Origin of the sequence: Commensalibacter nepenthis, assembly GCF_029953305.1 — a bacterium.
Taxonomy (GTDB): domain Bacteria; phylum Pseudomonadota; class Alphaproteobacteria; order Acetobacterales; family Acetobacteraceae; genus Commensalibacter; species Commensalibacter nepenthis.
The window spans coordinates 1,146,267-1,166,320 of sequence record NZ_JASBAN010000001.1 but is presented as its reverse complement, the minus strand read 5'-3'; the positions used below and the strand labels follow the sequence as shown (position 1 = coordinate 1,166,320).

The following is a 20,054-nucleotide window of genomic DNA, read 5'->3' as shown; positions in this document are numbered from 1 at the left end:
GCCTTAACGAAGATTGAGCGCTATCTTGGTTATAATTGATTTCAGTGGGTTGGTTTACAACAGAACTCTTATTCATTTTACTAGCCAATTTGCTGTACTACAAGCAAGAACAATTCCTCCGAAATATAATAATTTTTGCCAACCCTTCTATTCTGTATTTATATGAAAATCCTATAGACTCAATAAGAAGGTATTTTCATTTTTTATTTATTGAGGTTCTAATGAGAGAAAAAACAATCTTACTCTACGGAGATAGCAATACACACGGCACTAAGCCCATGTCTGGTTTTGGTGAAAGTGAACGTTTTACACCAAATGAGCGATGGACAGGAATATTACAAAAAAAATTAAATCAATATCATATTATTGAAGAAGGATTATCAGGACGTACCACCGTTCATAATGATCCTATTGATGGCAAACACAAGAATGGATTAACATATTTACGTCCTTGTTTAGAAAGCCATAATCCGATTGATATTGTTGTTTTAATGTTGGGAACGAATGATCTGAAAACCCGTTTTTCTGTAATGGCCGTCGATATTGCATATTCTAATGATCGATTAATTGCTGAAATAAAATCATGTTATGTAGGATCTCAGCAAAAATGCCCTCAAATTATTTTATTATGTCCACCTCCTATCAATGAAGTAAAAGGCAATTTAGGAGATATCTTTGCTGGTGGCGAGGAAAAATCAAAATTGCTAAGCCATTATTATCGAAAAGTTGCTTCAAAACATAATCTTACTTTTTTAGATATCGGTTCTGTCGTCACAGTTAGCCATATTGATGGTATCCATTATGACCAAGATCAACATATAAAATTGGCACAAGCTATTCAAAATTTAATCGAGAGTTTGTAAATCATTAATGTCATCAATACGCCATATTCAGTGCTTACATTTTTAAAAATAAATACAAGGAGAATAAAAGATATGATTAAACCAATCATTAAATTCGGTTGTTTTTCAACAATATTTCTTTTCTCTGTGCCTGCATTTGCAAATGACCATTACGATTTTAAAACATGCAAAGAAAAAGTAGCTGAAATTCAAACCAAGCTCTCTTATGCCAAACAATCAAATAACCAGATCAAAATCAACAAACTCGAAAGAAAACTCAACAGAATCAACATAAAATGTAAGGATAGTTACCTTCAAGAAAAATACCAAGGAAAAGTTGATGACGAACAAGAAGATGTCTTCGAAGCAACAGATGAGTTAAAACAAGCTCAGCAAGACGGCAACGCTCAAATAATTGCTAAAAGACAGAAAAAATTAGAGGAAAAACAAGCGGAATTTAAAGCCGCACAAACCGCTTTGGAAACCTTTAAAAACAAAATCAAAGCAAATCAATAATTGTGTTTTTTAATTTTTAATAATGGCGGAAACCAATAAGCGAATTCTATTTTCAACGTCTTGAGAGGTTCCACCTAATCTGCGATCTAGTCCCAACACCACAATACCATGCACCGCTTCATACATTGTTCTGGCCAACATGATATTTTGCTTTTGATCGGTCATATCTTCAGAAAACAAAGTGGTAATTTTTAAAATCAATTGACTGCGCACCTGCAAATATTCAGACGGCAGCTCACTTTGAGAAAAACGTAATGCAAAGAGTGCTTCCCATTGATTAAAATAATCTTTTGCATAGGTAAAATACGCCAAAGCCAAAGCCGTTAATCGATCTACAACTTGATCTTCTTTTTCTGCTTGCGCTTTCTCGAACATATATTGATCCATTTCAATTAATGTTCGCGTATTTACCGCAAGAATAACATCTTCGAGCCCTGTAAATAAATATCCCAATGAACCCAACGCACATCCCGCTTTTTTAGTAACGGCCCGCACTGTACATTTACGCAAACCTTCAGTAACAATAATTGTATAGGCAACATCTATAATCTTGTTGCGTAATTCGTCTGGATCTTTACCTTTGCGGCCCATTTGCTTTCCTCCTTTTCACTCATTTCTTTATGCACTGTAACATTAAAAATTAAAAGAACTAAATAGTTTTGAACAATGTTCAAAAAGTTGTTGCATTTTACTACAACTCGTGTTTAATGAACATTGTTCAAAATATAAACAAGGAATCGAAAAATGTCTAAACAATCAAATACAACAACCAACAGCTGGGTCCTATTTACATGGGTCAGCTTCATTATCTCTATCGTCGCTATGAGTTTTGCTGTGATCTATATGCCTATGGATAACTGGCTCAGAGCTTATCTTGGGCTTGCAAGCCTATTTTTGGTTCAGTCCTCTATCTCTTTATCAAAGACTTTACGAGATCAAGCCGAATATCAATCTGAACCAACCGAATAAATAAATATAGAGTTACAAGGCAAAAACCAATGCCAACAGCATCCAATTCATCCAAACGCTCTTTATGGTTTTTATGTCTGGCACAATCTTGTGGCGTGCTTAATGAAAACATGATTAAAAATGCAATGCTCGTCATGGCATTATTCGTTATGGGATATCAAAACACAGGAATTGCAGCCATTGCTGGTGGCTTATTTATTCTGCCTTATGCGTGTTTTTCTGCAACTGCGGGTCAGATCGCCGATAAATTTTCAAAACAACGCGTTATGATTGCTATAAAAATCATCCAAATTATTTTAATTCCAGTATCATTTATGGGGTTTATCTATCAAGATATCCCTCTTTTACTTGGATGTTTATTTTTATTAGGAACCGCAGAGGCTTTTTACTGCCCTTTAAAATATAGTATTATTCCTGAAATTGTAGAAAAAAAGAAAATCCTTTTTGGTAATAGTCTTATTGAAACCTCTACTTTTATTTCTGTATTAATCGGTATGTTAATTGGCGCCTCAGTAATCCTTTTCCCTAGTGGATTATATTGGGTTTGTGGATCAGCCTTTGCTTTTTCTATTCTCAGTCTAATTTCTGTTTTCAAAATTAAAAAAACTGAACCTGCTGATAAAAACATCAAGTTAAATATCAATATTATTCACGAAACCTATAAGACCATTATACTCTCTCGTCAAAATAGAAATATTTGGTTATGTATCCTTGGTATTTCTTGGTTTTGGACCATCGGTTCTGTTGTAGGTGCAGGTATCTTTGATATCTCTTCTCAAATTATCCATCATAATGGTCATTATTTAACCAATTTATTTATTACTTGCTTTTCTTTGGGGATTGCTAGTGGTTCAATTTTATGTTCTCGATTACTGAAAGGCATAATCTCAGCTCGTTTTGTTCCGATAGCTGCTCTTGGGATTTCGGTCTTTTGTACGGATTTTGGATTAACTATTTTTTCTGTTCATACAACGGATTCTTTATTCGATTTTATCACCTCTTTTACAGGATTACGCTTACTTATTGATTTAACTTTGATGGCAATCTGTTGTGGAATTTATTCAGTACCACTTTATGCAATTATCCAGGAAAAATCCCCTAAAACCAGCAAAGCCCGAATTATTGCAGGCAATAACATTATCAATGCCATCATGATGGTCATTGGTTCTTTTATTTGGGCTAGAGCCAGTGCTTATGGTCTTTCCTCTGCATCGCTCTTCATTTCTCTTTCTATCATTAATTTATTTGTGGCAGTATATATTATGCGTTTTTTTACCTCTAAAATTCTTCAACTTATTTTTAAATTATACTTTCAAATTTTTCATAAAGTCACCGTTAAAGGAATGGAAAATTTTGCAAAAGCTGGGGATCAAGTCGTTATTGTTTCCAATCACACCTCTTTTGCTGATGCTAGTTTATTATCTTGTTACCTTCCTGAACAACCTGCATTTGCCATTTATACAAAAACTGCACAAAAATGGTGGGCTAGACCTTTTCTTGCGTTTGTCAAAACATTTCAAATCGATATACAATCCCCTTATGCAATTAAAGATATGGTTCATGCTGTACGTGATGAAAAACAAAAACTGGTTATTTTTCCTGAAGGTCGTCTGACAAAAACAGGAAATTTGATGAAAATCTATGAAGGTGCAGGTCTCGTTGCTTATAACGCTAATGCAAAAATATTGCCAATTTACATAAATGGATTACAATTCGGATATTTCGGACGGATGAAAGGAAAATTACCTCTACGTCTATTTCCTCGAATATCTATTAGAGTGCAACCCCCTATTGATATACATGAGTATCTTGACCCAACCATGTCTCATCAAGAGAATAGGCATCATATTGGAAAAATTTTAGAACGCATTATGATTGCTACTTCCTTTGCTGCAAAAAACACAGAAAAAACTATTTTCCAAGCGTTAATTGATGCAAAGAATACCTATGGCAAATCAAGAGAAATTATCGAAGATATTAAAAGAGACCCTTTTACCTATGAACGCATCTGTTTAGGTGCTGTTTTATTTGGCAGAAAAATTGAAAAGCAAACAGATTTAGGGGAACATGTTGGTTTATTGCTCCCTACATCCTGTGGTGCAATTATGTCTTTGATGGCGGTGTCAGCAGTGGCTCGTGTTCCTCATCCAATTAATATATCCACAGGTGCTGAAAATATTCTTAATATTTGTAAAACAACAAAGATTAAAACCATTATTTCCAGCCATCTTTTTATCGAAAAAGCCAATTTGCAAGATTTAGAGGTAAAACTTAAACAAAATATTCAAATTCTTTATTTAGAAGATATTATCGAAAATATTAGTTTGACCGACAAAGTCAAAGCAAAAATAGACTTACTATGCCCAAGTCGCCTTCCTGGCATGCGTGTATCGCACAAATCCCCGGCGGTTATCTTATCAACTTCTGGATCAGAAGGACATCCAAAAGCTGTTGTTTTAAGTCATCATAATATTTTAACCAATTGCCAACAAGTCGCCTCGGTGATTGATTTTAGCTGTGCAGATCACGTCTTTAATGCAATGCCTATCTTTCACTCTCTTGGATTAACAGGAGCAACGTTACTGCCTTTATTCTTTGGGGTCAGGACTTTTCATTATCCTAATCCCTTACATTATAAAAATATTCCATCCGTGATTTATGATACCGACGCAACTATTTGTTTTGGAACGGATACATTCCTGAATGGCTGGGCTAAATATGCACATCCTTATGATTTTTACGCGATGCGTTATATCATTACGGGTGGGGAAAAGATCAAAGAGGAAACGCATAAATTATATGCTGATAAATTCGGCGTTCGTATTTTTGAAGGTTATGGCGCCACAGAGAGTTCCCCTGTCATTGCTTTAAATACGCCTATGAATCACCGTAATGGCACTGTTGGTCAGTTTCTACCAGGGATTGACCATCAAATTGTTCCTGTTTCAGGAATTAACCAAGGTGGAAAACTATTGGTAAAAGGCGGTAATATTATGATAGGTTATATGACAAATACAACCCCTGGTATCATTCAGCCCATGGAAAATGAATGGTATGATACTGGAGATATTGTTTGTGTTGATAATAATGGGTTTGTAGCAATTACTGGTCGCGTAAAACGCTTTGCAAAAATTGGTGGGGAAATGATTTCTATGACAAGTATAGAACTGATTGCCAATAAAATATGGGCTGAAGCCACCAATGCGGTTATCAACTTAACAGATGATAAAAAGGGCGAGCAATTATTATTAATCACTACACAACAAGATGCAACCTTAGATCACCTATTATCATACAGCAAAGAGCATGAGATCGCAAAAATTATGATTCCAAAAAATTTAAAAATTACTAAGGAAATCCCTTTATTTGCAACGGGCAAAATTAACTATCCTGAATTATATAAGCAGTTACAATTATAAAAATAATGGAGCATTAAATATAATGAAAAGATGTAGGAATTGGTCGCGTTGTTTACAGTTATATTTCATATCACAGTAAACAACGCGACCAATTCCTACAGGGTCGACCACTATGACCAATAACAACATTTGCACCTTGTTTCGCGCATTCAAACGCAGCTGCTTTGCCTATACCACGAGAAGCACCTGTAATAATCACTGTTTTAGGTCTTGTTGCAAATTTAATTATGTATTTTAGTATGGTATAGAAATGGAGTGATTATTTTATTTAGGATTGATTTATGTCTATTGGTATCTATAGCAAGCTTATATTAAGATCTAAGGATGATTTTAAAGGTCGTCATTTTAATGGATTGATGATTATCCAAGCGGTAAACTAATATTTACGCTATTGTCTTAGCTATCGAGATATTGAGGAATTGTTTTTAGAGCGTGGAGTAAGCGTTGATCATAGCACGTTAAATCGTTGGATATTACGCTATGCTCCTCTATTAGAAAAACGTTTGAGAAGCTATAGAAAGCCCCATTGTGGTGAGGTGAGGATTGATGAAACCTATATCAAGGTAAAAGGTCAGTGGAAGTATCTATATAGAGCCATTGATAAGAATGGAACTGCTATTGATTTCTTGTTAACAGCTAAAAGAAATATCAAAGCAGCGCAACGTTTCTTTAGAAAGGCGTTTAAAAAAGATGGTCTATTCGCTCCAACCCATATTGGAACAGATAAAGCATTACCGTTTCCAAAAACCATATAGACCATGAAGAATGAGCATATCCTTCCCAATCACTGCGTTCATGAAACAAAGAAATCTTTACAACAGGGAATAGAAAATGATCATTTCAGAGTAAAGAGAATTATCCCAAAGAATGGTTGCTTTCAGTCTTTTCATACAGCAAGGAAAACACTCAACGGATGTGAGGCCATTCTCTGGATTAAAAAAGGACTGGGCTTTAAAGGAAAATGGACAATCAACGAACAAATAAAGCTCATTCAAAGCATATTCGGTCTAAATAATAATATATTCGTCTAAATTAGCTAGCTTTATGGCTAATTACAGCACCATTCAATATTTGCGACAAGACCCCTCTCGATGATACAGCGTAAGCTTCGTTTTCCTATGTATGTTCATTACAGTAATATTCCATATCACTGTAAACAACGCGATCAATTCCTACAGTTTATTAATACCATTGATAAATGATTTTGTTGCAGCTTAAAGCACCTGCCATACACCATAATATATATCTATATCATAATATTTGCTGGTATATTTAGAAATAATATTATTGTTCTCTACTGCTTTATTACTTCCTGTATTTATATATAATACATATAAAGAAATGAATAATAGCAAATATTTTGTTGTGATTTCGTTTTAATAACCTATACTGCCATTATCAAACCATAAGGGCAGTATAGGTTAATCAGTAAATTATTCTTCTTGTAACAAAGCTTGCTTTAAGGCATGTTGCCAGCCCTTTAGTTTTTCCTTTCTTTTTTCTTCTTTCATATGAGAGATAAAGTTTGCGCCTTGTTTCCAATGATGTTGAATCGCAGAGAGATCACTCCAAAGACCACAACCCATGCCTGCTAAATAGGCTGCACCCATAGCCGTTGTTTCGATATAAGAGGGTCTTTCAACGGTAATATTCATGATGTCTGATAGGAATTGGCAAAACCAATCATTTGCGGACATACCGCCATCAACACGTAAGGTTAAAACATCATTATCACTGTCTTTTTTCATGGCTTCGGCAAGGTCATGAGTTTGATAAGCAATGGACTCAAGGGCTGCTCTGGCGATATGGGCAGCCGTTGCATTAAAAGTTAGTCCTGAAATAATAGCACGGGCATCAGGCGCCCAATGGGGTGCGCCCAAACCAACAAAAGCTGGAACCATATAGACTTGGTGATTATCCTCAACTTGAGTTGCCATATCTTGGGTTTGTGAGGCATGAGTAATCAGACCCAAACCATCACGTAGCCATTTAATGGCAGCCCCAGCAACAAAGATTGATCCTTCTAAGGCATAGGTTGCTTTACCGTTTAAACGATAGGCTGTCGTGGTTAACATACGGTTTTTAGAGATAACCATTTTATCCCCCGTATTGAGTAACATAAAACACCCTGTTCCATAAGTTGCTTTGGTCATACCAACATCAAAACAGGCCTGACCGATTAATGCAGCCTGTTGATCCCCAGCCATGCCCATAATGGGGATAGAATGCCCGAATAAATGGGGGGCTGTTATACCAAATAAAGTGCTGTTATCTTTTACTTCGGGTAAAAGGGTTTCAGGTATATTAAATATTTTTAAAAGTTCAGGATCCCAAGATTGTGTTTGAATATTAAACAATAATGTGCGGCTGGCATTTGTAGCATCGGTTGCATGAACTTTCCCACCTGTAAGGCGCCATAATAAGAAACTGTCAATGGTACCAAATGCCAGTTCCCCGCGCTCTGCGGCATTTCTGGCTCCTTTAACGTGGTCTAATAACCAAACCAATTTGCTTGCTGAAAAATAAGGGTCAAGAAGCAATCCTGTTTTTTCATGAATTGTTTTTTCAAAACCGTCAGCTTTTAATTTGTGACAATAGGCAGACGTACGCCGATCTTGCCACACAATTGCATTGTAAATAGGTTTTCCTGTTGCTTTATCCCATACAACAACCGTTTCACGTTGATTGGTAATTCCAATGGCTGCAATAGAAGCAAGGTTACCTTCTAATTTTGCCTCAGCAATCGCTGTTTTAATGGTATAAATGGCATCATTCCAAATATCTTCTGGATCATGTTCTACCCAGCCTAATTCAGGATAATATTGTGCAAATTCTCTGCGGCTCGTTGAAATATCCTTACCTTTTTGATTAAAAATAATACAGCGTGTAGAAGTTGTTCCTTGATCCAAGGCAATGATATATTGATCTTTAGACATTGGTTTCTATATCCACTTCATTATTAAAATATTTATGTTTATACAATTGGGCGAGGTAAAAAAGGTCTGATAAGTAATTGATATGCACCACCACCAAGAATGCCCCCAATAAATGGACCACCAATAGGGACCCACCAATAATTGGGAAGTCCTGGGAAAGCCGAAGGTCCCCAGCCCGCAAGATAAATAAAAATTCTTGGTCCCAAATCACGTGCAGGGTTAATGGCCCACCCTTCAAGGTATCCCGCAGAAGCCCCAATGGCTGCAACAACAAGACCAATCATAAAAGCACCACTATTGGCCTGAGGGGCAACGGTATTATAACTTTCTGTAATGGCAAAAATGCTGAATACTAAAAATGCAGTCAGCAAAATTTCGTCATAAAAAGCATGTATGGGGGTGATTGCCAATCCTGGCGAAGTAACAAATACACCCGCACTACCGCCCAGAAGGCGAGTTATATGGTGTGTTGTATTGTAATGATCGATGACTGGGGAATATAAACAATATACCAGAACAGCCCCACAAATACCCCCAAAGATTTGCGCCATACAATAGGCGGGAACTTTTCTCCACGAAAATCCTCGATATAAGGCGAGTGCCAAAGTTACTGCTGGATTAGCATGAGTTCCGCTGACGCTCCCAGTTGCATAAATGGCGAAGGTAACAGACAACCCCCATGCGATGGCGACTCCCCAATAAGCATTTTGATAGGGGCTTGGATCATATAATAACAGCATGGCTGCCGATGAACAGCCGATAAATATAATAATCGCAACGGCAACAGCTTCTGAAATCAGCTCGCCAATAAATTTTGTAATAGGAGACATCAAGCAAACACTTTCTAAAATAAGAAAAATTTATTGGAGTTGTTCCGCTAAATATTTTTGTAAAGTTTGAATCTCATCTTGAGAGAAATATAACCCTAATTTTGTTCTTCTCCATAAGATGTCTTCTATTGTTATAGCCCACTCTTTTTCAATCAAGTAATCAACTTCTCGTTGGCTTAATCCATGACCAAAGTCAGTCCCAAGTTCTTCCTTGCTGGTTGCTTTATTAAGAACTTCAAAGATATCCGTTCCATAGGCATGTGCCATGCGTTTTGATGTCATTTCATCCAGGAAAGGAACATTTTTGCGAAAATTATTGTAAAATAATTTAAAGTCACCATTCGTAATATACCCCCCTGGCAGTGCCTCTGATGCAGTCCACGCGCCACGGCTATATTGGAAGAAAGGTGCTAATTGTTCCATACTATGTTCCGCCAAACGTCGATATGTTGTAATTTTTCCACCAAAAATAGAGAGAAGCGGAGTTTTTCCAACATTCTGGTTTAAATCCAAGTGATAATCACGTGTTACTGCAGAGGCATTGCTTGCGGCATCATCATATAAAGGTCTGACCCCAGAATAATCCCATATGACATCTTGTGGTGTAATATTTTTGGTAAAATAATTATTAATCGAATCACATAGATATTGCGTTTCATTATGGTCAATTTTAGGTAATGCATCTGGGGATTGATCCCATGACAGATCAGTCGTGCCAATTAATGTAAATTCCTCATGATAAGGAATGGCAAACACAATACGTTTGTCTGCATTTTGTAAAATATAGGCTTGTGGACCGTCAAAGAGTTTTTTCACCACAATATGGCTACCTTTGACCAAGCGGACATTCATTGAACTTTGAACTTGCAAATTCTCTAAGATTTTTGCAACCCACGGACCTGCTGCGTTTACCATTGCTTTTGCTTGAATTGTTGATTGTGCTTGGGTTTTATTGTTTTGAATAACCGCTTCCCAAACATCTTCTTTACGTTTTGCGGTTAATAAAGTTGTTTGTGTGCGAATATCTGCCCCTTTGTTGCGTGCTCCTTTTGCATTCAAAATAACCAATCGGCTGTCATCAACCGCACAGTCTGAATAGGTAAAGCCTATTTTAATATCATTTCGCAATGGTTTTCCGAAAGGAGATTTTTGTAATCCAATTTGTTGGGCATTGGGAAGTTTTGGATGACATGCAAGGTGGTCATATAAAAATAAACCAGCACGAATCATCCATGCTGGGCGAACCGCATTGCGATGAGGGAGAACAAATTTAAGCGGATGAATAATATGAGGGGCGAGTTTTAAGAGACGTTCGCGTTCTTGTAATGCCTCTCTTACCAATCTGAATTCATAATATTCTAAATAACGTAAACCTCCGTGAATTAGTTTCGTGCTGGCAGAGGAGGTATGGTGTGCAAGATCATCCTTTTCAACCAACAATACTTTCAACCCCCTACCTGCAGCGTCTCTGGCTATTCCAGTTCCGTTAATTCCGCCACCAATAATCAATAAGTCGTAAACCGTTTGAGCAGACATTGATATCTCCTAAATTATCTTATGGTTTTTAAAAGTAAGTCTATTCAGTTAGATAACATTATTTTTATGTTGTAAATCTTTTATATATTGAAACCTGGTCGATAAAAAAACCTTATATAACAGCATTGTTATTGTTTAAGGGAAAATAGAATCATTAAAATCCTAGGATAACAATGATCGTTTATATAGAGGGTCTTGTCGCAAATATTGAATGGGGCTGTAATTAGCCATAAAGCGAGCTAATTTAGACGAATATGTTATTATTTAGACCGAATATGCTTTGAATGAGCTTTATTTGTTCGTTGATTGTCCATTTTCCTTTAAAACCCAGTCCTTTTTTAATCCAGAGAATGGCCTCATATCCTTTGAGTGTTTTTCTTGCTGTATGAAAAGATTGAAAACAGCCATTTCTTGGTATACCCCTCTTTAACCTGAAATGATCATTTTCTATTCCCTGTTGTAAGGATTTTTTTGTTTCATGAACGCAGTGATTGGGAAGGATATACTCATTCTTCATGGTCTGTATGGTTTTTGGAAACGGTAATGCTTTATCTGTTCCAATATGGGTTGGAGCGAATAGACCATCTTTTTTAAACGCCTTTCTAAAGAAACGTTGTGCTGCTTTGATATTTCTTTTAGCTGTTAATAAGAAATCAATAGCAGTTCCATTCTTATCAATGGCTCTATATAGATACTTCCACTGACCTTTTACTTTGATATAGGTTTCATCAATCCTCACCTCACCACAATGAGGTTTTCTATAGCTTCTCAAACGTTTTTCTAATAGTGGTGCATAGCGTAATACCCAACGATTTAACGTGCTATGATCTGTATTTATCCCACGTTTTAGGAATAATTTCTCAATATCTCGATAGCTAAGACAATAGCGTAAATACCAGTTTACCACTTGGATAATCATCAATCCATTAAAATGACGACCTTTAAAATCATCCTTAGACCTTAATATAAACTTGCTATAGATACCAATAAACATAAATCGTTCCTAAAATATAAATACTCACTCCATTTCTACATCATACTAAAATACATAATTAAATTTGCGACAAGACCATATTTCTTCTATGTTAAATATTACATTTAATTACAATATTACTTTATTCCTTTGGCATAACCTCAATCATATGCTGGATCTCTTGATATCCCTGCTCAACAACCTTTTTATACCACTCTAATGCTTTTTCAGAATTTTTAGGCACACCTTTTCCATATCTATACATACTACCTAGTAATATTTGAGCATCGACATTCGTTTGGTCAGCAGCCTTTTTATACCACTCTAACGCTTTTGCATAATCCTGTGGCACTCCTTCACCATCTTCATATATAATACCTAATAACAGCTGAGCATCAACATTTCCTTGCTCTGCAGCTTTCGTATACCATTTGACTACTTGTTTGTAATCTTTAGGAACACCATCACCTTTAGAATATAACATCCCAAGAAGAAGCTGAATTTTTACATCCCCTTTATTCGCAGCGTCAATATAGTCTTGAGGAAGGTTTTTACCTTCAAAATACATTTTGCTAAGTTGAATATTAATATTGCTCCCATTTTTTGCATTAGCTTTGGTATACCATTCTATATATTTGGCATAATCTTTAGGAACCTCTTTACCTTGTTTATATAACTCTCCAAGCGCAGTTTGTGCTTTCGTATTACCTTGATTCGCTTGATATGTTAATTCGGAAACATTTACTTCCTTTGTATCAGCAGCAAAAGATTTTGGAGCCAAACACACAAAACTCAAACTTGCAAGCAAGACATATTTAGTTAATTTCATTATACTTTCTTCCTTAACTCGTCAGCTATTTAAATACTACTCACCCATCGTGAATTGAGAAATCAAATCTGTAATATGTCCAATCTCAACCAAACGCAAACCTTTTGGCTCAGATAATTTTGTATTCCCTTTTGCAACCCGCTTTGGTAAAACAACCTCATCAAACCCTAATTTATGAGCCTCTTTGACTCTTAAATCTGCTTGAGGAACTTGGCGAACTTCGCCAGATAATCCAATCTCACCGAAAAAGACAGAACCTGGAGAAGTCGGTTGTCGTGTAAGTGCTGAGGCCAATGCTGCAGCTACAGCTAAGTCAGCTGCTGGTTCGGTAATTCTTAGTCCGCCAGCCATATTTAAATACACGTCCACACTATTAAACCGCAAAGAGCATCGTGTTTCTAAAATGGCCAACAACATATTTAAACGTGCACCATCCCAACCGATAACCGTGCGTCTTGGTGCGGAATCACCAGCTTTAGGGGCAAGTAATACTTGAACCTCTAATAAAACAGGGCGGGTACCTTCCAAGCCTGCAAAAACGGCTGATCCTGCAATATTACCATGACGTTCAGCCAGAAATAACGCTGATGGGTTTGAAACTTCAGCTAAACCCTCGCTTGTCATCGAAAAAACACCGATCTCATCCGTAGCCCCAAAGCGATTTTTAGCTGCTCTCAAGATACGGAACTGATGCCCTCGATCCCCTTCGAAATACAAAACCGCATCGACCATATGTTCTAAGACCCTTGGACCAGCCAAAGAGCCTTCTTTGGTCACGTGACCAACAAAAATTAAAGAAAATTCTTTTTTCTTAGCCAAACGAATAAGTTCAAAAGCAGAGGCTCTGACTTGACTAACGGTTCCTGGCGCACCATTGATACTATCCAACCACATCGTTTGAATAGAATCAATAATAACCAAGGTAATATTTTGCTCCGTCTCTAACGTTGCCAAAATATCTGACACATTGATACATGCTGCCAGTTCTATATTTTTGCGCTGCTCGCTGCCTTCTAACCCCAAGCGATTAGCCCGCATTCTGATTTGATTAATGGATTCTTCACCAGAAATATAAAGAACACGCCGACCTTGTTTGGATAGTGCGCAAGCTGCTTGCAATAACAAAGTCGATTTACCAATCCCAGGATCGCCACCAACCAAACTCACTGATGCTTGAACTAATCCACCGCCCAGAACACGATCTAGCTCTGCAATACCAACTTCTTGACGAAGAGGTGGTGCACTATCCCCATCTAATCCTGTAAAAACAATCTTTTGCCCACGTCGATGCTCAACAACGGATAAAGGTGTGGCTTGAACTTGCTCTTCTTCGATCGTATTCCATTCACCACACGCTTCGCATTTTCCTGTCCATTTGGGATAAACCGAACCACAACTTTGACAAACAAATTGTTTAACTGGCTTTTTTGCCACCCCAAGCCTCTATTTTACTTTTGTTTCAACTTTAATCGGGCCTTGACGCAAACCGTGAGTAAACTGATGCACATAAGGATTGTCAGTCATTAGCAAATCTTTGGCTCTTCCTTGCCAAATTAACTCACCTTTATATAACATCGCCGCATGATCCCCGATACGTTGTGCAGAAGCCATATCATGTGTGATTGCAACTGCTGTGGATCCTAATTGATCCACACAACTTTTAATCAACTCATCAATGACAGCCCCCATAATAGGGTCTAGTCCTGTTGTCGGTTCGTCAAAGAAAATAATTTCTGGTTTTGAAGCAATCGCTCTGGCTAAACCGACACGTTTTTGCATCCCGCCTGACAACTCATCGGGATATAAATATGCAACGATATCGGGGTCTAACCCGACCAATTCTAACATTTTACAAGCGGTTTCATACGCTTCGTGACGACTGACTTTGGGTTTATTCTTGCGATGGCCACATAACAAAGCAAATGCTACATTCTGCCAAATTGGTAAACTATCAAATAATGCAGCATTTTGAAACAACATCCCCATTTGTTGCAATGTCTCGTTACGCTGGGCAGAGGATAAATCAAAAATATTTTGTCCGTCGATTTCAATAATGCCACTATCTGGAACCATTAATCCCAAAATACAACGCAATAAAACAGACTTTCCACTTCCAGACCCACCAATAATGACAAAAGATGTGCCTGCTTCGACATCCATACTAACATCACGCAATACATGATTGCTGCCAAAGGATTTAGATAAATTACGAATGCGTATTTTGGGAACAGTTTGGGTCATTTTGAAAAGAAAATATCCGTCAATAAATAATCAAAAACCAAGAGTAAAATCGATGCCGCGACTACAGCAGCGGTTGTGGAGGCTCCCACACCTTGTGCGCCACCTTTACTGCGATATCCATGATAGCACCCCATTAACGCGATTAAAAAGCCAAACACACCTGCTTTAACCAATCCAATCGTAATATCCATTGGTTTAACAGTGTTAAACGTTGCCATAATATACCCTTGTGGCGTAAATCCTAGTTTCATAATCGAAACCGTAAACCCACCCAAAACACCTAAAATATCCGCTATAATCACCAAAAAAGGTAACGCAATGGTTGCTGCTAATAAACGAGGTGCGACTAAATATTTAATCGGGTTTGTAGATAAAGTTCGCAAAGCATCGATCTGATTCGTCACTTGCATCGTGCCAATTTCAGCAGCCATTGCAGCACCAACCCGTCCAGCCACCATCAATCCAGCCAAAACCGGTCCCAGCTCACGAGTCACTGCCAAAACAACAATACCGGCAATCGCACTATCCACATGATATTGCGCCATACCAGTATAAGATTGTAACGCAATAACCCCTCCTGAAAAAAGTGCGGTCAATGCCACGACAGGTAAAGATAAATACCCAATATTAATCATGCTGCCGACAAAAATGCGCCAATAAAATGGAGGGGAAAAAATATTGATAATACCTTGTAACGCAAATAACGCCAAAGTACCCGCTTCTTGGATGCCGCTTAAAACCATGCGCCCTAATAAAGCAACCCACATCAAAGGCTTACTTAATTGTCGTATCACACTACACAACCTTTACGATAATTATTCTTTTCACTCAATAGTACCACTGCGTTGACTGTCCTATATTTCACAATTTCATATCAATAACAATATGATAATTTACATTCATAAACTGTCATGAAATCAATATTATCACAAGATTACAAATACAAAAACTATTCTTTCTTACCCCAAAATAGTAGATATTTTTCCAAAAGATCAAGTTTTATAAACTATTTTCATCGAACATATTCTATTCCTAATATTTTTCTTTACGCTAGAAAAAATACAGATATATTTTAATATCTATTTATCTTTATCGTTAAACCATACCAGGAGAATAACTGTGCGTATAGCAATGATTGGTGGAGGATATGTTGGTTTGGTTTCAGCAACATGCTTTGCTGAATTTGGATTACATGTGAATGTTGTTGAAACAAATCCTGTTCGTTTAAACGTTTTAAAGCAAGGAGAAATTCCAATATACGAACCTGGTTTGGATATATTGGCAAAGAACAATATCAAAGCCAATCGCTTGCAATTTTTTGATAAAATAGAAGAGGCTATTCCTGAATGTGAAGCCATTTTTATCGCTGTTGGAACGCCCCCGCGCAATGGCGACGGTCACGCAGATATGACCTATGTCCATCAAGCCGCATTACAAATTGCAACGCATTTAAAACAATATGCTGTCATTGTTACGAAATCTACGGTTCCCGTTGGGACAAGTCGTCGTATTGCGCAAATTATCAGACAAAAAAATCCTGATTTGGAATTTGATGTCGCCTCTAATCCCGAATTTCTAAGAGAAGGTGATGCGATCAAAGATTGCATGAATCCTGATCGTGTTATCATCGGTATTGAAAAAGATAAAGCTGATCATGGCAAACGCGCACAAGGTGTCATGACCAGAATGTATCAACCCCTGTTCCAACGTGAAACACCTATTTTATTTACAAATTTAGAAAGCGCTGAACTTGCAAAATATGCATCAAACTGTTTTCTTGCAATGAAGCTCTCTTACGTTAATGAGCTGGCTGATTTATGTGAGCAAGTCGGTGGAAATATTGAAGATATTACCAAGGCAATGGGGCTAGATCCTCGCATTGGTAAATATTTTTTACAACCAGGACCTGGATTTGGTGGATCTTGTTTTCCAAAAGATACATTAGCCCTTATTCGCATTGCCCAAGAAGCAGGCACTCCCACACGTATGATTGAAACGGCTGCCCAAGCAAATGATGCTAGAAAAGCAAATATGAGCGGACGTATTATTCAATTATGCGGTGGCAATATCAATAATAAAACCATTGCTATTTTAGGATTAACGTTTAAACCAAATACCGATGATATGCGTGAATCTGCCTCTTTACCCATTATCCATCGCCTTGTCGACGAAGGTGCGATTATCAAAGCATTCGATCCAATTGGTAATGAAAAAGCACAGCCTTTACTTCCCAATAATGTCCAATATTATAATAGTATTGAAGAAGCTGCGACGGATGCAGATGCTTTGGTTATTTTAACCGAATGGAATGAGTTTCGTTCTTTATCCCCCATAAATTTAAAGAAATGGATGAAAAAAACATTAATTATCGATTTACGCAACATCTATGATCCAAGAGTAATGACCAACGAAGGAATTGAATATTATTCGATTGGTCGACCACAAAAAAAATAACTACTTCCTTAACCATTTAACTATGGCGCGTAACAGAGCCGTTATGCGCCATGATGACGATGCATACATAGAGCGCAACTCTTCTCGAAGTTGAATATTTTCCTGTTGTAATTGAGTGATGGCTTCTAAATCTTGTGAATAAGAGAATACTAAATTTGTTTTAGTCTGGGAATATGCCTTTTTCCAACTCGTTACTCTTTTCTCTTTGTCCATTTCTGGAGTCATGAAAACCATAAATTCATAGCTATGTGGCGGATCAATTTCATGCCATCCTGCACAAGCCACCTTTAAAATATCATGCTCAGTTAAAACAATCATAAATTTAGCAAATAAATTTAAAGAGAATACCCAACAATGAACATCTTCATAATGTGTTGGGTCTAATGTTCTTTCGCCCCATTGTAATACCTCATGAAAAGGAAACTGACTGGGCAAATCAGAAGCATCAAAATCTTGGACATAACGATGATGCATTTCTTCAACCAACTGATCATCGACTTTATTTAAAGCAAAATCCAACACCAAATGCGTTTCTGGGCAATAGGATTTTTTCATCCATGCTGCCAGCAAATCTGAAAGTTTGCTTGTTTGTCTTTTCATATCGAATGAATAACGACCGTCTGGCAAAGCCAAACGTAATTGCCCATTAGGCGTTAAAACTTGACTGATTTGATCGATCCATCCGATCAAATTAGGCACGTGTTCACCCACATGAGATGCCACAACATAATCAAAAGAACCATTCACACATTCTTTGAAAGGTTGATGATTATCCCAAACAAAATCAACGTCTACTAATTGATCAAATTTAAAATCTGGATCCCAAGAAAACTGTTTTTTTAAATTATCTGTGGATAAATGATCCGCATAAAATACATTGCCATCTTGACGACGTAATACAGGATCAACCAAAGCTCCAATTTCAAGACAACGATCCTGACCAAAATGAATTCCATTGCGCAAACTGCGATGTCGTTTTTCAAGAAAAGAAACCATAATGTCAAAACCATTTTCTATTAAAAAAAGAAGGACTTGCCAACTTGGCAAATCCTTCTTTTAAATTATCGCCAGCGTTTTAATTACACAAGAGTATAATTAAAGTCACCTGCTTAGTTTTCAATATAAATCAATTTACGATTTACGAATTCTAAGATACCTTCTTTAGAAAGTTCACGACCATAACCAGAATGCTTTACGCCACCAAATGGCAAGTCAGGACTTGTCCATGTTGGACGGTTAATAAACACCATTCCTGTATCAATTTGGCTAGCAACTTTTTTCGCACGTTCAATATCTTTAGAGAACACAGTGCCGCCTAGACCGAAGTCTGAATCATTTGCAAGCTCAATCGCAGCTTTTTCATCAGGAACAGTAAAGAACATTGCTACTGGACCAAAGAATTCTTTATAAAATACAGGGTTTTCTTTGGTAATATTTGTTAAAATGGTTGCTTCCATAAATGCGCCTGGCATATCTGGGCGTTTACCACCAATAACAGCTTTTGCACCATGTTTAATCGCTGTTTCAGTTAATTCAGCAATTTCTTGTGCAGCAGCTTCAGAAGACAACGGTCCTAATGTTGTGCTGCGATCCATTGGATCCCCTACTTTTAACTTAGAAAAACATTCTGTCATTTGTTTTAATAATTTATCAGCAACAGATTCAACAACAATGAAACGTTTAGCAGCAACACAGCATTGCCCTGTGTTGTTCATACGCCCCCATAGACCCCATTCACAAGCTTTGTCTAAATCTGCATCTTCTAGAACGATGAAAGCATCACTGCCACCTAATTCCATAGTAGATTTTTTCAATGCTTTACCCGCTTCACCAGCAACAGAAGCGCCAGCTTTTTCACTGCCTGTAACAGCCACACCACGAATACGGCGATCGTGAATAATTGCAGCAATATGCTTTGAATCTACAAATAAATTCGTATAAGCACCTTTTGGTGCGCCAGCATCCAACATTAATTTTTCAAATGCTTCAGCACATTGCGGAACGATAGACGCATGTTTTACCATAACAACATTACCAGCCATCAGGTTGGTTGCTGCAACACGTACTAATTGGTAATATGGAAAGTTCCAAGGCTCAACGCACAAAATGATTCCGATGGAATCATGTTCAACATACGCTTTGCGACCATCTTTTGGTTTTAAAATTTCAGGAGCAAGGAATTCTTCTGCGTTATCAGCATAATAATCAAAAATATCAGCTGTTAAATCGACTTCACCTTCTGCATCAGAAATTAATTTACCCATTTCCAAAGTCACAAGAGCTGCAAATTTTGCTTTATTTTCACGCATAATTGTTGCAGCTTTTTTCATCACTGCACGGCGTGTAGCAAAATCTGTTTTACGCCATTCTTTATAACAAGCATCTGCTTGATCAATTTTTGCAGTAACTTCTTGTTCTGTTAATGAGGTAAATGATTTTACTTCTTTATTATTAAAAGGATTAACCGTTTTGTAAGCCATTACGAACTATAACTCCTTAAAAGTTGTTT

The 20,054-nt window shown here is 37.2% G+C and carries 16 protein-coding genes and 2 pseudogenes; 6 read left to right on the top strand and 12 right to left on the bottom strand.

The features are described from left to right. Window positions 1–221: 221 nt before the first annotated feature. A complete protein-coding gene (locus QJV33_RS05390; RefSeq protein WP_281462350.1) occupies window positions 222–863 on the top strand; it encodes an SGNH/GDSL hydrolase family protein in 642 nt (213 codons plus the stop codon). A 72-nt stretch (window positions 864–935) separates the two neighbouring features. Then, on the top strand, window positions 936–1,358 hold the full coding sequence (locus tag QJV33_RS05385) for a DUF1090 domain-containing protein (protein ID WP_281462349.1): 423 nt from the start codon (window positions 936–938) through the stop codon (window positions 1,356–1,358). Window positions 1,359–1,367: 9 nt separating this feature from the next. On the opposite strand, the gene QJV33_RS05380 is transcribed toward QJV33_RS05385, so the two are convergent. Next, entirely contained in the window at window positions 1,368–1,949 is a 582-nt protein-coding gene (locus QJV33_RS05380; RefSeq protein WP_281462348.1) for a TetR/AcrR family transcriptional regulator, read from the bottom strand. 153 nt (window positions 1,950–2,102) lie between these two features. On the opposite strand from QJV33_RS05380, the gene QJV33_RS05375 reads away from it, so the two are divergent. Further along, on the top strand, window positions 2,103–2,327 hold the full coding sequence (locus QJV33_RS05375) for a YiaA/YiaB family inner membrane protein (protein ID WP_281462347.1): 225 nt from the start codon (window positions 2,103–2,105) through the stop codon (window positions 2,325–2,327). Window positions 2,328–2,356: 29 nt separating this feature from the next. Next, the gene (locus QJV33_RS05370) at window positions 2,357–5,746 is read left to right on the top strand and encodes an MFS transporter (protein ID WP_281462346.1); all 3,390 of its coding nucleotides are present in this window, start codon (window positions 2,357–2,359) and stop codon (window positions 5,744–5,746) included. Window positions 5,747–5,852: 106 nt separating this feature from the next. On the opposite strand, the pseudogene QJV33_RS05365 reads toward QJV33_RS05370, so the two are convergent. After that, window positions 5,853–5,972 (bottom strand): annotated as a pseudogene (locus QJV33_RS05365) (SDR family NAD(P)-dependent oxidoreductase); the annotation flags it as partial. A gap of 55 nt (window positions 5,973–6,027) precedes the next feature. Between QJV33_RS05365 and QJV33_RS05360 the strand changes: the two are divergent. Continuing rightward, window positions 6,028–6,777 (top strand): annotated as a pseudogene (locus tag QJV33_RS05360) (IS6 family transposase). A gap of 402 nt (window positions 6,778–7,179) precedes the next feature. Here the strand turns inward: QJV33_RS05360 and glpK are convergent. The 8 genes from glpK to QJV33_RS05320 all read right to left on the bottom strand — a co-directional run bounded on the left by glpK (window position 7,180) and on the right by QJV33_RS05320 (window position 15,858). Continuing rightward, the gene (gene glpK, locus QJV33_RS05355; RefSeq protein ID WP_281462345.1) at window positions 7,180–8,682 is read right to left on the bottom strand and encodes a glycerol kinase GlpK; all 1,503 of its coding nucleotides are present in this window, start codon (window positions 8,680–8,682) and stop codon (window positions 7,180–7,182) included. A gap of 38 nt (window positions 8,683–8,720) precedes the next feature. After that, window positions 8,721–9,512 (bottom strand): MIP/aquaporin family protein, encoded by a 792-nt coding sequence (locus QJV33_RS05350; protein WP_281462344.1) that lies wholly within the window; start codon window positions 9,510–9,512, stop codon window positions 8,721–8,723. Between the two features lie 30 nt (window positions 9,513–9,542). Further along, on the bottom strand, window positions 9,543–11,048 hold the full coding sequence (glpD, locus tag QJV33_RS05345; RefSeq protein ID WP_281462343.1) for a glycerol-3-phosphate dehydrogenase: 1,506 nt from the start codon (window positions 11,046–11,048) through the stop codon (window positions 9,543–9,545). 244 nt (window positions 11,049–11,292) lie between these two features. Continuing rightward, window positions 11,293–12,042, bottom strand: a complete 750-nt coding sequence (locus tag QJV33_RS05340; RefSeq protein ID WP_281462342.1) for an IS6 family transposase — start codon at window positions 12,040–12,042, stop codon at window positions 11,293–11,295. Window positions 12,043–12,163: 121 nt separating this feature from the next. Continuing rightward, the gene (locus tag QJV33_RS05335; protein ID WP_281462341.1) at window positions 12,164–12,850 is read right to left on the bottom strand and encodes a tetratricopeptide repeat protein; all 687 of its coding nucleotides are present in this window, start codon (window positions 12,848–12,850) and stop codon (window positions 12,164–12,166) included. Window positions 12,851–12,886: 36 nt separating this feature from the next. After that, the gene (gene radA / locus QJV33_RS05330; RefSeq protein ID WP_281462340.1) at window positions 12,887–14,284 is read right to left on the bottom strand and encodes a DNA repair protein RadA; all 1,398 of its coding nucleotides are present in this window, start codon (window positions 14,282–14,284) and stop codon (window positions 12,887–12,889) included. A gap of 9 nt (window positions 14,285–14,293) precedes the next feature. Continuing rightward, on the bottom strand, window positions 14,294–15,091 hold the full coding sequence (locus QJV33_RS05325; protein WP_281462339.1) for an ABC transporter ATP-binding protein: 798 nt from the start codon (window positions 15,089–15,091) through the stop codon (window positions 14,294–14,296). Continuing rightward, complete coding sequence (locus QJV33_RS05320) at window positions 15,088–15,858, bottom strand: MlaE family ABC transporter permease (RefSeq protein WP_281463392.1); 771 nt, start codon at window positions 15,856–15,858, stop codon at window positions 15,088–15,090. The genes QJV33_RS05325 and QJV33_RS05320 overlap by 4 nt, the downstream gene beginning before the upstream one ends. Window positions 15,859–16,222: 364 nt before the next feature. Here QJV33_RS05320 and QJV33_RS05315 point away from each other — a divergent pair, with 364 nt between their 5' ends. After that, window positions 16,223–17,545 (top strand): UDP-glucose dehydrogenase family protein, encoded by a 1,323-nt coding sequence (locus QJV33_RS05315; protein ID WP_281463391.1) that lies wholly within the window; start codon window positions 16,223–16,225, stop codon window positions 17,543–17,545. Here the strand turns inward: QJV33_RS05315 and QJV33_RS05310 are convergent, their stop codons facing one another. Continuing rightward, complete coding sequence (locus QJV33_RS05310) at window positions 17,546–18,541, bottom strand: methyltransferase domain-containing protein (protein WP_281462338.1); 996 nt, start codon at window positions 18,539–18,541, stop codon at window positions 17,546–17,548. It lies immediately after the preceding gene. 113 nt (window positions 18,542–18,654) lie between these two features. Beyond that, the gene (locus tag QJV33_RS05305; protein WP_281462337.1) at window positions 18,655–20,025 is read right to left on the bottom strand and encodes an NAD-dependent succinate-semialdehyde dehydrogenase; all 1,371 of its coding nucleotides are present in this window, start codon (window positions 20,023–20,025) and stop codon (window positions 18,655–18,657) included. Between the last annotated feature and the right edge of the window lie 29 nt (window positions 20,026–20,054).

What these genes read in the sequence shown, in the direction of transcription:
- QJV33_RS05320 (WP_281463392.1), bottom strand. Translation starts at nt 15,858, where the DNA reads ATGTGGGTTGCTTTATTAGGGCGCATGGTTTTAAGCGGCATCCAAGAA.
- QJV33_RS05385 (WP_281462349.1), top strand. Translation starts at nt 936, where the DNA reads ATGATTAAACCAATCATTAAATTCGGTTGTTTTTCAACAATATTTCTT.
- QJV33_RS05310 (WP_281462338.1), bottom strand. Translation starts at nt 18,541, where the DNA reads ATGGTTTCTTTTCTTGAAAAACGACATCGCAGTTTGCGCAATGGAATT.
- QJV33_RS05335 (WP_281462341.1), bottom strand. Translation starts at nt 12,850, where the DNA reads ATGAAATTAACTAAATATGTCTTGCTTGCAAGTTTGAGTTTTGTGTGT.
- QJV33_RS05325 (WP_281462339.1), bottom strand. Translation starts at nt 15,091, where the DNA reads ATGACCCAAACTGTTCCCAAAATACGCATTCGTAATTTATCTAAATCC.
- QJV33_RS05370 (WP_281462346.1), top strand. Translation starts at nt 2,357, where the DNA reads ATGCCAACAGCATCCAATTCATCCAAACGCTCTTTATGGTTTTTATGT.
- QJV33_RS05380 (WP_281462348.1), bottom strand. Translation starts at nt 1,949, where the DNA reads ATGGGCCGCAAAGGTAAAGATCCAGACGAATTACGCAACAAGATTATA.
- glpD (WP_281462343.1), bottom strand. Translation starts at nt 11,048, where the DNA reads ATGTCTGCTCAAACGGTTTACGACTTATTGATTATTGGTGGCGGAATT.
- glpK (WP_281462345.1), bottom strand. Translation starts at nt 8,682, where the DNA reads ATGTCTAAAGATCAATATATCATTGCCTTGGATCAAGGAACAACTTCT.
- QJV33_RS05350 (WP_281462344.1), bottom strand. Translation starts at nt 9,512, where the DNA reads ATGTCTCCTATTACAAAATTTATTGGCGAGCTGATTTCAGAAGCTGTT.
- QJV33_RS05305 (WP_281462337.1), bottom strand. Translation starts at nt 20,025, where the DNA reads ATGGCTTACAAAACGGTTAATCCTTTTAATAATAAAGAAGTAAAATCA.
- QJV33_RS05375 (WP_281462347.1), top strand. Translation starts at nt 2,103, where the DNA reads ATGTCTAAACAATCAAATACAACAACCAACAGCTGGGTCCTATTTACA.
- QJV33_RS05390 (WP_281462350.1), top strand. Translation starts at nt 222, where the DNA reads ATGAGAGAAAAAACAATCTTACTCTACGGAGATAGCAATACACACGGC.
- QJV33_RS05340 (WP_281462342.1), bottom strand. Translation starts at nt 12,042, where the DNA reads ATGTTTATTGGTATCTATAGCAAGTTTATATTAAGGTCTAAGGATGAT.
- QJV33_RS05315 (WP_281463391.1), top strand. Translation starts at nt 16,223, where the DNA reads ATGATTGGTGGAGGATATGTTGGTTTGGTTTCAGCAACATGCTTTGCT.